At 39.1% G+C, this 12,545-nt stretch carries 16 protein-coding genes; all 16 read right to left on the reverse strand.

Annotated elements, in window-relative coordinates:
* Positions 1 to 25: 25 nt before the first annotated feature.
* Positions 26 to 688 (reverse strand): hypothetical protein, encoded by a 663-nt coding sequence (locus LS48_RS03050; protein WP_062619889.1) that lies wholly within the window; start codon positions 686 to 688, stop codon positions 26 to 28.
* A gap of 19 nt (positions 689 to 707) precedes the next feature.
* Positions 708 to 1,187, reverse strand: coding sequence for a hypothetical protein (locus tag LS48_RS03055; RefSeq protein ID WP_062619891.1), 480 nt, complete (start codon positions 1,185 to 1,187; stop codon positions 708 to 710).
* On the reverse strand, positions 1,187 to 1,555 hold the full coding sequence (locus LS48_RS03060) for an ApeI family dehydratase (RefSeq protein WP_062620645.1): 369 nt from the start codon (positions 1,553 to 1,555) through the stop codon (positions 1,187 to 1,189). The genes LS48_RS03055 and LS48_RS03060 overlap by 1 nt, the downstream gene beginning before the upstream one ends.
* Before the next feature lies 1 nt (position 1,556).
* On the reverse strand, positions 1,557 to 2,183 hold the full coding sequence (gene lolB2 / locus LS48_RS03065) for a flexirubin biosynthesis protein LolB2 (protein ID WP_062619893.1): 627 nt from the start codon (positions 2,181 to 2,183) through the stop codon (positions 1,557 to 1,559).
* Positions 2,161 to 2,790 carry a flexirubin biosynthesis/transport protein LolA2 gene (gene lolA2, locus LS48_RS03070; RefSeq protein ID WP_062619895.1) on the reverse strand — a complete coding sequence of 210 codons (630 nt, stop codon included), beginning with the start codon at positions 2,788 to 2,790 and terminating at the stop codon, positions 2,161 to 2,163. Before lolA2 ends, lolB2 begins: the two co-directional genes overlap by 23 nt.
* Positions 2,783 to 3,559, reverse strand: a complete 777-nt coding sequence (locus LS48_RS03075; RefSeq protein ID WP_062619898.1) for a polysaccharide deacetylase family protein — start codon at positions 3,557 to 3,559, stop codon at positions 2,783 to 2,785. The genes lolA2 and LS48_RS03075 overlap by 8 nt, the downstream gene beginning before the upstream one ends.
* Positions 3,553 to 4,617, reverse strand: coding sequence for a beta-ketoacyl synthase N-terminal-like domain-containing protein (locus tag LS48_RS03080; protein ID WP_062619899.1), 1,065 nt, complete (start codon positions 4,615 to 4,617; stop codon positions 3,553 to 3,555). Before LS48_RS03080 ends, LS48_RS03075 begins: the two co-directional genes overlap by 7 nt.
* The gene (locus LS48_RS03085; RefSeq protein ID WP_062619901.1) at positions 4,617 to 5,819 is read right to left on the reverse strand and encodes a beta-ketoacyl-[acyl-carrier-protein] synthase family protein; all 1,203 of its coding nucleotides are present in this window, start codon (positions 5,817 to 5,819) and stop codon (positions 4,617 to 4,619) included. The genes LS48_RS03080 and LS48_RS03085 overlap by 1 nt, the downstream gene beginning before the upstream one ends.
* A 66-nt stretch (positions 5,820 to 5,885) precedes the next feature.
* The gene (locus LS48_RS03090) at positions 5,886 to 6,143 is read right to left on the reverse strand and encodes a phosphopantetheine-binding protein (protein WP_062619903.1); all 258 of its coding nucleotides are present in this window, start codon (positions 6,141 to 6,143) and stop codon (positions 5,886 to 5,888) included.
* Entirely contained in the window at positions 6,140 to 6,778 is a 639-nt protein-coding gene (locus LS48_RS03095) for a 3-oxoacyl-ACP synthase (protein WP_117590210.1), read from the reverse strand. Before LS48_RS03095 ends, LS48_RS03090 begins: the two co-directional genes overlap by 4 nt.
* A gap of 4 nt (positions 6,779 to 6,782) precedes the next feature.
* Complete coding sequence (locus tag LS48_RS03100) at positions 6,783 to 7,829, reverse strand: methyltransferase (RefSeq protein ID WP_235811005.1); 1,047 nt, start codon at positions 7,827 to 7,829, stop codon at positions 6,783 to 6,785.
* Between the two features lie 32 nt (positions 7,830 to 7,861).
* Entirely contained in the window at positions 7,862 to 9,010 is a 1,149-nt protein-coding gene (locus LS48_RS03105; RefSeq protein WP_062620649.1) for a beta-ketoacyl-[acyl-carrier-protein] synthase family protein, read from the reverse strand.
* 2 nt (positions 9,011 to 9,012) lie between these two features.
* Positions 9,013 to 9,441, reverse strand: a complete 429-nt coding sequence (locus LS48_RS03110) for an acyl-CoA thioesterase (RefSeq protein ID WP_062619907.1) — start codon at positions 9,439 to 9,441, stop codon at positions 9,013 to 9,015.
* Positions 9,431 to 10,699, reverse strand: coding sequence for an ABC transporter permease (locus tag LS48_RS03115; RefSeq protein ID WP_062619908.1), 1,269 nt, complete (start codon positions 10,697 to 10,699; stop codon positions 9,431 to 9,433). The genes LS48_RS03110 and LS48_RS03115 overlap by 11 nt, the downstream gene beginning before the upstream one ends.
* Complete coding sequence (locus LS48_RS03120) at positions 10,692 to 11,435, reverse strand: ABC transporter ATP-binding protein (protein ID WP_062619911.1); 744 nt, start codon at positions 11,433 to 11,435, stop codon at positions 10,692 to 10,694. Before LS48_RS03120 ends, LS48_RS03115 begins: the two co-directional genes overlap by 8 nt.
* A 78-nt stretch (positions 11,436 to 11,513) precedes the next feature.
* Positions 11,514 to 12,521, reverse strand: a complete 1,008-nt coding sequence (gene darH / locus LS48_RS03125) for a BtrH-related acyltransferase DarH (RefSeq protein WP_235811006.1) — start codon at positions 12,519 to 12,521, stop codon at positions 11,514 to 11,516.
* Positions 12,522 to 12,545 lie beyond the last annotated feature (24 nt).

A 12,545-nucleotide genomic window follows, 5' to 3' on the forward strand; every position in this document is an offset into this window, starting at 1 on the left:
GCAAAGCAAATATAAGTTTTAGGAATTAGAACTTATCATCTGATTTACTTTTTCCCAAAAGTAAGGAATTATAATACTTGAGAGCATTTAAAATAGATTCAGCTTTATTGGGGTCATCAATGCGCATGATTAATTTATGCTTGTCGAATTTCATCTTTTTTTCATCTTTTACAATAGAAACCCAAATGTTTAAAAATGCCAATTTATCAGACCGTTTAGAAATATTTTGGAATTTATATACATTTGAAAAATCAAAGAGAATTCCATCATTCACAGGTTTACTTTCGTCTTTTTTCATCACTTTGAGTCTTAAAAAGTCTCCTTCAAAACTTGCCCTATATTTCCGCTTAAATGTATCTTCCTCAAAACCGTGCTCGTTGATTGTTTTAATTATAAAATCTTTCGTCTCAGCCAATGAAAATTTTGGCACTTTTGAGGTAATCATCTCCATATGTTTAATCTCAAAATTTTGAGTAGTACCATTTTCAAAATCAATTTTTCGTAGCAATGAAATTGGCAGTTCATAAATCGGGCCTTCCAAATTGTCATATCTGTTATACTGAACAATATCATTGGTAATCTTTGTTATTTTAGCACGAATCATTTCATTTTCATTAGTCAAGATTATATCCTGCCCAAACATTTTTGAAATGGAAAAAACCAATATTATAAAGTAGATTTGTTTCATATTTTTTTGAAGTTATAAATTATTTCTCAATTGTAGTAAAATTTTTAGATTTCACAATAAAATCTTGTATCACTTCCCGCAATTCCTTTGACGAAACAGTTGCAAAGTTTTTCAAAATAAAGTCTTTATCTTCTTCAATATTTTTATGATACCCCAAAAAATTTGGGGAATTTTCCTGCACGCTCAAACGGATGTAGCGTATTTCAATGTTTGAAGATTCCGCTTTTACGGCGCTTTCAATCTGGGAAATTCCTTCTTTGAAAAAATCCTTTTTATCGCTTTTCTTTTTTGCAAATTTTGCCTTCAACGTTGAAACAGCACCTTTATACGCAACTAAAACGGGTTTGCTGGAGGAGTTTACAGTTGTAAGTTCGCCGTCAAGTTTTGTTGCAATTTCAGCACTTTCCACAGCTTTTGGGTAAGCTGACCGGATTCCGTTCAAGTCTTGGGCAGTTCCAGCTGCAGAAATTAAAAAAACTATAATTATTAAATATTTCATCAGTCAATAACTTTAAAAGTCGCGCTGAGCTTCAACGCAACCGTATCTTCAAAAGAAGTTGTGTTTTTCACTTTCACTTCGCCATTTTCCTGAGCAATATCAATGGACAGCTGCAAATCGGGGGTTTTCTCAGGATTGATAATCGCCATAAATTTTATGTTCGACGAAACGGCCAAAAACAAATTTTTCCCGGTTGTTTCCTCCGTCAATTCCTTTATAATCTGAATCATACAAACGCCCGGCATCACTGGGTTTCCGGGGAAATGACCTTTAAAAATAGTGTGATCCTTGTTTAAATGGACTTTTGCCAAAATTCCTTCGGCTGTGTTTTCCGTGGCGGTAACTTTATATAATCCTTCGATAAGCATATTATTCATTTTTAAATTTTTCCAAGTTTATCGACAGCTTGATATTCTTGTGTTTTATGGAAATAAAATCTGCGATATTTCCTTCGTGGGAAGTAAAATCAATCTCCACTTTCTCCTTTGTTTTTGTGGTGTTTACGATTTTTTGAAGCTGTTCCGTTTCATCTTCCAAAAAATAAAAATTAAATCGGTCGCCACTTGTGGTTTTATAAATTCGATGATTTTCAGATTCATAAACCGCCAAAACCTGAGCTTTTTCGTTTACCAACAACCTAAAATCATCCTTTAAAATGTTGACGATAAATTTCTTATCCAAATCGTCCACTATAAAATGCTTCGTAAAAGTATCGCCTTCAAATTGAAAATCAAACAGTTTGCTGCCAAATTCGGTCGTAAAAACCACTCTGTGACTTTCGGGCCCCGTCTTTTTTATGATCAAAATCCCGCCAAAATTCTTTTTGTAAACCTCAATTTTCGCCTTGTAAACATAATCAATTTCAGGGTTTGAAAAATAAGGATTTCCAACCGCTTCTTTATTGAAGTGCACTTGTCGCAAGCCTTCCGTAGTCTTTAACGAACACGATGCCAAAGTGACAATTGCCAAGAAGCTAATTGCTAAAAACCGAATCATTAATAGTGCTGTTTAACGTGCGATTGCTAAAAACAATTCGGGTAAAATCCTGCGATGGCTCCACCATTTTCACTTCGAAAACCTGGGCGTCGTCTTTATTGAAAAGCAGTTCGAAAGAAGCTATGTAACCCGCAATTTTTTTGTCCTTGGGAATAAAAACGGCTTTGTTATATTTTGGAGATTTAAAGAACGAGACCGTAAAATCGGCATCGTTGAACATATTTCCTTTTACGCTATTTACAATCAGTTGGTTCAGTTTTTTGAAGAGTTTGCTGTTGCCAATATCCACCTTGCTTTTGGTGCCGCCGTCGTTGATGAGCAGTTGGTCTTCCTTAAAAATCACGCTGTATTGGTACGGATTGGTGTATTCCCATTTTACCAGATTGGGCGCCTTAAAAACCATTTTTCCCGAAGTTTTTACGTCATCGGCCAAAAAATCGAGGTGTTTGTACTGCACAAAATCGGTTTTGATGGTTTTGGTGGTTTTGGCCGAAGCGATCACTTTCCCCTTAAAAGCCACAATTTCCGAAGCACTCATCGCAGTTTCCTGCGCCTGGATCGAGCTGCTAAAAGCAATAAAAAATAACATTAGAAAATAATTACGCATAGGCTTCAATTTCGAGCAAACGATCCACCGGAACCGACTGCAGTTTGTGCGGTGGCAAAGTTAACAATAACTGTTCCAATACGGCAACAGATTTTGCGTTGCTGTCGTGCAGTAGAATGATATCGCCCTTTTTTAAGTTGGAAGTGATACGTTTTAAAATTTTTTCTTCGGAAATATTTGTGGTATCAAAGCTGCGTTTGCTCCAGCCGATAGAAAAATGCCCCGTAACTTTCAAAGCTCTTTTAATGTTCGGATTGGTAACACCAAAGGGTGGACGAAAAAGTTTCAGATCCTTGCCAGTGATTTCCTTTAGAACTGAATTAGTTTTATTCAACTCGGCAATAACTTTTTCCGAAGAAAAAAATCCAAAATTTTTGGAATGTGAATAGGAATGATTGCCAACGGAATGGCCTTCCGCAATAATTTGACGAACAATTTCAGGATATTTTTCAGCATTTTTTCCTATTAAAAAAAAGGTGGCTTTTGCGTTGAAATCTTCCAGAAGTGCTAAAACTTTTGGCGTGAATTCTGGATTTGGCCCATCGTCAAAAGTGATGGAAATATGATTTTCCGAAGTTTTGTAATTGTGATTTAGAGATTGCAAATGATAGTTCAGTTTAATCTGAAACGAACCAATTGCGGTAATCAAAAACCAAATAAATACAAAAAGCACATAAAGCCAAGCTGGAACATCACCAAAAAAACCTCCCAACAGTAGTCCAAAAAAAACTACCAAAGCCAAGGCGTTTATGGTGTAAAACCTCAACATTTTCTCAATAAAACAAGACTGTGGTTTTGGCCGCGGTATTGGTTGTAGCACAAAACCGTTTTAATTTCGGAAGAATTAATTTTGTTGATTTTTACGATTTCGGGGACAGTCTGGGTTTTCAAAATTTTTGAAGCCAACCAAACTCCAAACGCCGAAACAGTGTTGTTTTCGCCCACCAAATGTTTGTAAAAAACCTGTTGGGTTTTGCTGAAAATTCCTTCGGAAAGTTTGTTGTAATATCCATCAAAATCTACATCGCCGTTGTTCCCAAAAACAACCAAATCAATGTCGTCGAGCTTCAAATTATTTTCTTTTAAAAAAGTTTCAATTGCTTCTGAAACCTTCTCTTTTTGAAGGGTGTTAAAAGTTTCCACGGCAACCAATTCGGCGTAACAGCTTTTTGTCTTTTCATTTGAAACGACAAAGAAATTCGTGCCTTCGCTGAAAACGGCGCCCTCGGTTTTCGAGTGCAAAACCTCCGAAATTGAAACCGGTTCGGGTTTTATGTGGTTTATCAATCGATGCACTTTTGTGGTATGCGCGCCCAATTCTTCTACACCGCCGACTAAGATATGTTCGGCTTCGTTATTTTCGAGCTGCATTTTCGCGTCCAGCAGCGCAGATTCAAACGAAATTGCGGAATGCACATAAGTGAAATTATAAGCTTTGCATTCCATCCCCAAAGCAATCTGCCCGGCGACCGTGTTATGGGTGCTTTGAATGAAAGAGGTTGGCGTTAAATACTGCTCGTTGTTGTCAATTATGGCGCTCACAAATTTTTCGGAATCAATCATACAGCCCATTCCCGTGCCCGTGATGATGGCGTCCACGGTTTCAATTCCTGCTTCGTCCATCGCAATTTTGGAAGCAACAACTCCCATTTTTATACCTTTTGCCATTCGGCGGGCAGCGGCTGGCGGAATGTATTGTTTGTAATCGGGGTCTTGGGCGAAAATTACCGTGTCGTTATATTCGGTAATTTCGTCCAAAAAATTACAATTATCATACGTTTTTTGGGGCGAAATAGAAGCGATGCTATTTATGTAAACTTTCTTCATTAGGCTTCTTTTGAAAATATTACCGTAGAGCAATTCCCACCAAAACCAAGCGAGTTTGAAAGTACCGTGTTCAATTCCTTTTTCTTTAATTCCGTTTGTGGAATCATTGAAAATTCCTTCATCGGGGTTTTGAAATTTAGGTTTGGAAAGATGATATTATTTTGAAGTGCCAAAACAGAATAAACTGCCTCAATCGCTCCTGCTGCCGCCAAGGTATGGCCCGTATATGCTTTGGTGGAACTGAATTCCGGCATTTCTTCGCCAAAAATTCTAAGAATGGCCCGTCCTTCCGAAAGGTCATTATTTCCCGTGGCTGTTCCGTGGGCGTTGATGTAATCTATTTCCGAAGCTTTTAAATCGGCAACTCTCAAAGCTTTTTCCATCGCCAAAGTTGCACCATCGCCATTATCCGAAGAAGCTGTTTGATGAAAAGCATCGTTGGCATTGCCGTAGCCTTTTACGTAGGCTAACACTTTTTTGTTTTCGGCTTTTACTACTGCATCACTTTCCAAAACGAGGAATGCAGCAGCTTCGCCTAAATTTAATCCTTTTCGGTTTTCATCGAAAGGCGTATTAAAAGTATCGCTTAAAATCATCAAAGTCTTAAAACCGTTAATGGTAAACTTTGAAAGACAGTCTGCGCCGCCGACCACAACGCGATCCAATTTTCCCGATTTAATCAAGCGTGCACCCAGCATAATAGCATTGGCTGCTGAAGAACAAGCGGTACTAATTGTTGTTACCAAACTTTCCTCAACTCCCAATTGCTCCGCGATTTTTTGGGTGGAATCGCCCGCGTGGTGGCTTTCAATATATTTTTGGGTTTCTTTATCGGTAAGGTATTCGTAATAATATTTTTCGGTCATATCCATCCCGCCCACACTTGTGCCAGAAATGATACCCGTTTTGTATTTTTTGATGTTGGTGATTCCTGAATTGGCAATCGCTTCTTTTGCGGCAATTACACCGAGCATTGCGGTACGCGAATAATTATTTTCCGGCGGAAGATTGAGTTGGGCAATCAATTCATCGTTGGTGAATTTCACTTCGCCAACCATAATTTCATCTCGCTGAATGGTCTCAATATTATCAACGCGCGTAATGCCTTTTCTTTGGTTTATGAGCGCGTCATAATTTTCCGCTACATTGTTGCCAATTGCAGAAATAATACCCATTCCGGTTATGGCTACGCCTTTGCTCATTTAAAAATTAAGGATTTTGTGAAGGTTCAATATGCTTCGACTGCGCTCCGCATAACATTCAAAATATTACTTTGTGCGGTGTTCCTCAATATAATCTGCCATTACCTGCACAGATTCAAAAATCTTTCTGCCTTCTTTTGGGTCGCTCAAACGGATGCCGTAATCTTTGTCCAGCATCACGATAAGTTCCAGGGCATCGATTGAATCCAGTCCGAGACCGTCGCCAAAAAGTGCGTCATCATCTGCTATGTCTGCCACTGAAACATCTTCAAGATTTAATTGTTCAATGATTTTTCCTTTCAATTCTTCTTTTAATTCACTCATAATATGTTGTATAATCTGGTTATTTCTTCAGTTTTATGTTCAATTTCGCCATCTTTTTCAACTAAATATAAAAAAGCCTCGTAGCTGTTTTCGTCTAAATCTACCCAACCACAAAGTACTTTTTCTGCTTTTCCGCTTCGCAATAAACTGTTGGCGTACAGTTGCAAGTGTTCCGCATTAAAGCGGTCAAAGATAAAAAAACTATTTTCAGAATACAGCCTGTGCTTGATACTTATCTCGCCCAAACAAATATTTGGCAAGGTGTAAACAAAAACCGCCGGACTGGGAAAATATTCAGCATCGTTTTCTATTGCTGCTTGGTGTTTTCGGTCGGTGTCCAAACTGGATGCTTTGTTTGAAAAAATTAAGGCAATATTATTTTCTTCTTCTTCTTCGTTTAAATTTTCCTTTTTCAGCAAAACATCTGCCGCCAAAAATGCGAGCTTGCTGAGATTGTCCATTTTGAAAAACTTGGAATAATCCGTTTGCAAAAACTTGTATGCGTTTTTTATAAAAGTTGAAAAATCTTCCGTCCCGATAGTTATCGGGACCTCACTAAAAAGTACATTTCCATTCAATGAAACCATTTGGTTCTTAATGTGGCAATAGCTTTTTATGTGAAACGTTTCAGTCAAAATTCTATTTCTTTTCGCAAATCAACATGGTGTGATATTCACCCAATTGGATGTCTTCTTTGAGTTTTAAACCAGCCTTGTCAATCAATTTCATAAAAACACTGGCCGGATACATTTTGCTGTTTCCGTTTGCAAGTACTGTAAAATACAGCGAAGTGGCCTCCAATATAAATTGTGAAGCGCGAAAGGTCTGTCTATCCGTAAAGGTTTCAACAATCACCAATTCGGCATCATCGTCCATGGAGTTTGCACAAATGCTCAACACTTTTACAATTTCTTCTTCAGAAAAACAATCCAAAAACTGGCACATCCAAATTAAGTCTGCCCCGCTTGGAATTTGTGGGTTTTTCGAAAGCCAATCAATGGGATGGCCAGAAATTCTATCTTTAAAACCATTGCTTTCGGCATTGGCCAAAGCCATGTTCAATTGGCCCGGTAAATCGACTATTTTCACATGTACCTCTTCATTGAAATTACAGCATTTAATAGAGAATTTGCCCGTATTTCCGCCAATGTCGAAGAGAGTTTTCGGCTTTCTTTCAAAAATTTTTTCCAAGGCTTCCGCAAAAATATCGTCGGAATAATGATGGTCAAAATCAAACCACGACTTTTGTTCGGCAGGTTTCAACTTTGAAAGTCCTTCGTAAATAGTTGGCCATTGCCCCAGTTCTTTCAAACCTTCCGGTTTTCCGGTTTTTATGGATTCGTTTAAATGAAACAAGCCCTTGTAACATACATCGTGCGCAAAATTAAGGTTCACACTGGCCGTTTCGTTATAATTTAGGAAATAGCCCACTTTGGTCAGTTCGTATTGCTCGGCATCATTTTTACTAACAATATTCGAAGTTTGCGCAATTTCCAAAAGCACGCCAACCCCGTAAGGGCTAAGGGAAAGTTTTTGCGAGATCTCTTCGGCTGTTGGCCCGCCTGTTATTCGTTGGTCAAAAATATAATCGAGAATCCCGAGTTTCCGAAGGGAAACAGAAGCTTGGAAAACAAAGGGCGCAAAGGCAATGCGGTGCGCTTCTTCCAAAGCTTCAACGGCATTCATTTTTTTAATTGGACTTGACATTTTATGGTTGGTTAGTTGTTTATTTTTCCAAAAATTACCGCTGTGTTGCAACCCCCAAAACCCGATGCGGTTTTTAGGAAGGTGTTTAACGTTTTCGGCGTATTTGTCTTGATGATATTTATGTTTTTTGAGACGCCAAGTTCGGCAAATCCTTTGGATGAAAAAAGTATATTTTTTTTCATAGAATGCATTCCTACAATGGTTTCCAATAATCCCGAAGCGCCCAAAGTGTGGCCAAAATAGCCCTTTAAACTATTGAGGGGCACATTTTCCATTTTCAAACGGCTGAAGGCGATGGCCTCCATTTCGTCGTTAAAAGGTGTGGCGGTGCCGTGTGCGGAAATATAATCGATTTCTTTCGCATTCAAGTTTGCCTCTTTCAGTACAGCATTTACACTTCGGAAAAGTCCTTCGCCGGTTCGCGACGGACCCGAAATATGGTTTGCGTCGTTGCAGGTTGCATCGCCCAAAATTTCAACGGCTTCCTTTGGAAGATTTTCTTCGGAAGAAGTAACCAAAGAACTTGCGGCAACTTCGCCGAGATTTATTCCAACCCTATTTTTATCATAGGGTTTGCAAGGTTCTGCCGATAAAGCCTGAAACGAATTGAATCCCGAAAGAATAAACTTCGTCACCAAATCGCCGCTTGTTATAAAAACGTGGTCGTATTTGCCTTCGGAAATAAAACGCTTTGCTGCAGAAATTGCCAAAATACCCGAAACACAGGCGTTTGAAAGAATAATTGCTTCATTTTTAAAGCCGAAAAAAAGTTTAATTGTTTTTCCCAATTCACTTAAATAGGCGCGACTTTCAAGAAAATTATTGCCTTTTTCGAGCACATCAATATTTCCTTTTGTTGTCGAAATGATAAGTCCAACTTTTTCATTTAACTGAATATCAGCCGCATCGATGACTTTTTTTAAGGAAAGAATCAGCATTTGCTCCAGTTTCGTATATTTTGAAGTATCGCCAATTTTATTGAATTCACTTTTTATCACTTCCGAAGAAATCATCGAGGCGCAAAAAGGTTCGGGCAAAAGGGAAGCATCATCGAATTTTGCAAGGCCTGATATGCCTTTTGAAATATTTTCAACTACCGTTTCGCTGTCAAAACCGAGACTGCCTAAAATATTGTTATATGAAACAAAGGTTTTACCCATTTTTACAAACCCATTTTTTCCTTCCATTTTGCAAAAAATTCAGGCTTTGTAAGAGAAAGCTCTCCCTTTTCGTTCAAAAAAACCTGAATGGTCTCACCCAAACAGACCAATCTTCCCTTTGGGTCAAAAATGCGATATTGAAAAATCATTTTTGCCGCCGGCGAGTCGATAAAAGTGGTCTTTATGGTTGCCACATCGCCGTAGCGCAACGGCAGCTTGTGTTCACAGGAAGACTTCACGATTGGGGAAGTATAGCCGTTCGCCTTTTGTTCCAAATACGAAATGCCGTGTTCGCGCCCAAAAGCCTCGCGGCCATCCTCAAAATACTGGATATAATTGCCGTGCCAAACAATTCCCAAAGGGTCTGTTTCGGTGAAACGCACCCGAATTTCTGATGTAAAACTTATTTCCTTTTTGTTGTCAGACGGCATTTTTTCTTCTATTATAAATTATAGCTATTACGATTGTGGTGAGGAAGAACAACAATAATAACGAAATTTCGGGAAGGATTTTAACAAAACTTACATTTCTTAAAAATACATCGTAAAACGCTTCCAAGCCCCAGTTCATCGGGGAAATTTTGGAAACAAACTGCATAAATTTCGGCATTACGAAAACGGGTACCCAAACGCCGCCGAGCGCCGCCAAAATAACCACCGAAGTGGCGCCAAACGGTGCTGCCTGTTCCTGTGTTTTTGCTACGGTGCCAATCAGCAACCCCAATCCTATCGCGGCAAGTCCAGAAAAAAGCGCAACTAAATATAGCATCGGCAACTTTCCGGAAACGTCAACTCCCGGGAGGCCGATTGCGGGAAAAAGAAAAATTCCCACGAGCAGCATCAACGTAAATTGAACGAGACAGACCGCGAGATAAACGATTGTTTTTCCGCCCAGAACGGCAGCATAACTCACCGGAGTGGTGCGCAAACGGACAAAAGTGCCTTGGTTTTTTTCTTTTAAAAGATTTATTGAAAGTGGCACAATTATGAAAAAAATGGCAAACAGCGTCCACGCCGGAACGTTGTGCTGTGCTGAGTTCGGGATGATTTCCTGATTGTTTTTTGTGGGCAGGATTTCCTTAAAGGCGATAAAGTTTTCAGTTTCGAAAATCGGTTCGGCATCGTCCTCGCCCAATTCCGTTTGAAACGCTTTGTAAATACTTTGCGTTTCAATTTTCGAAATCATTTTGTCGATGCCATTTTTCACGGAAGATTTAAAACTTACCTGCGTTGCGGGATCAAAATACAAACGGACTTCCTTTTGCGGAATCGCTTCTTTTGCAACTGCCAAAGTATCTTCTTCCAACCCGAATTTTGATAAAATGCCTTCCACATTTTGATCCACTTTCTTTTGAAGCGAGGCCGAAAGATTCTCGGGAATTACGATGGCGAGTTGATATTTTCCTGAGAATACAGCCTCCTTTGCCTCTTCTTCCGAAGATTTCTGAAGAATTTCAAATGAATTGGATTCGGAAAGGTTTTCAATGATATTTTTTGAAACTTCGCCTTTGTCATTATCCACCAGGAGCACGGGGATTTTTATATCGCTAATGGTTTTGAAAGTGCTGTCCTGCACCAAGGTTATTACAATCAACAACAGTAACGGCATTATAAAAAGAATCGCGATTCCGCCCAAATCGCGGATTAGCAAAAGCATTTCCTTATATGTGGAAGCCCAGAGTTTATGCATGGTCGCGAAGCGCTTTGCCGGTTTTTGCCAAAAATACTTCTTCAAGATTTTTGGCTTCGGGTTCGTTTTTTATCAATTCCGAAGGAACTCCTTTTACAATAATCTCCCCGCGGTCAATAATAGCGACGTGGGTGCAGAAAAATTCGGCTTCGTTTAAATGGTGGGAGGTGTAAACTATTGTGGTTCCTTTTTTGTTCAGCAGTTTTAAATGGTCAATAATCACATTTTTGGATTGTACGTCCACGCCTACGGTTGGTTCGTCAAGAAATAGAACTTTTGGTTGGTGAAGTATTCCGGCAATCAAGTTTACGCGTCGCTTCATTCCACCGGAAAACGTATCGGTATTTTTATTTGCGAATTTTGAAAGTCCCATTATTTTTAGATGTTCGTTAATGGAGTTTTTTAAAATTTCGCCTTTAATTCCGTACATACTTCCAAAGTATTCTAAATTCTCAAAAGCGGTGAGCGTTGGGTAAAGTGCGTATTCCTGCGGAACGATGCCAATTAACTGTTTCAATTGGTTTTTGTGTTCCTTAAAATTCAATCCATTTATTGTGAAAGTACCCGAAGTGGGTTTCAGCAAAGACGTGAGCATGGAGATAAGCGTGGTTTTTCCAGCGCCATTTGGACCGAGCAGGCCGTATATTTCGCCTTCTTCAACTTTCAAATCAAGGTTTTTTACCGAAAAGAATTCGGCACCTTTGTATTTTTTTGAAAGTTGGTTTATTTGAATCATTGTCCCTCTAAATCCCCCAAAGAGGGACTTTTATCTTTTTTTACTTTTACTTTCCTTCCCCTATTAACATTGACTTCTTCACACCGCCTTTTTCAACTTCTTAAAAAACACCTTTTCCAAATCGGCAATATGGTCTAATTGGTCAGCCACTTTGTTGTAACTATCGGTTTGGGCGCTACGGTTTTTGTAGATTCTGGAAGCTTCAAGTGCAAAATCGCGCCATAAATCGCCTATCTCGGTCATTTCTTTTGAAAGCTCAATTAACTTTTCATTTCCTAAAAGCTTACCTGCTTCCTGTAAAAATGCTGCGTAAATATAACGGAAGCCACCTCCGCCAGTTCCTATTTCTTCCTGCATCCGCACTACTTGTCCTAAATAATGGTTTGCGGTTTTAATACCTTTTTTCTTTGGCCATTTTCTGATTAAACCAGCTATTTTGTGGATTCCCTTTACGCCAACAAATGAAACTGGTGCTAACATTGCTTTGCAAGTATCTTTTATACCTTTTACGATTGCTTTTTCAAGTTCCAGTTTTTCGGGAAAGGAAATCGGGTAATACATATGCCCTTTTGGCGCAAAAGCTCCTTTGGCGAAACGCACTTTTTCAAGTTCCTTTTCAGAAAGGGAAGTAACGTCCTCCATAACTGGGTCACTGATTAAATAACGATTGCCCTCTTTTCCATAAACTACCATATTGTGGGCGTTGAAATGGAAACGGTATTCATCGGGAAAATAAACCAAATTGTAAACGCCGACTTGTAAACCAACAGGATTGTTTTTTTCAAGATTTTCATCCAAACGCGCTTTTGCATCTTTTGGATTGCTGAATTTTTCGCGCTTCATTTTTACGCCCGTGCGCTTTGCGAATTTTTTAAAAATATGTCCCGGCAAGGCGCGATAGGTAATCACGGGCGCATGGTTCACTTTCAGTAAAGGAATATAACAAAACAACAAACCGCTCCCAATTCCAAAAACCATGGGTTCGCTAATGCTAAAACCGTTGTGCTTCATCAAGTTTGAAACAACGCCGTTTTCGCAGTGTGCAGATTGGTGGTGGGTGAAGTCTATTATGGTTTCTGGTTTCAAGTTTCTGGTTTTTCTATTGATACT

Origin of the sequence: Aequorivita aquimaris (assembly GCF_001573155.1) — a bacterium.
Classification (GTDB): domain Bacteria; phylum Bacteroidota; class Bacteroidia; order Flavobacteriales; family Flavobacteriaceae; genus Aequorivita; species Aequorivita aquimaris.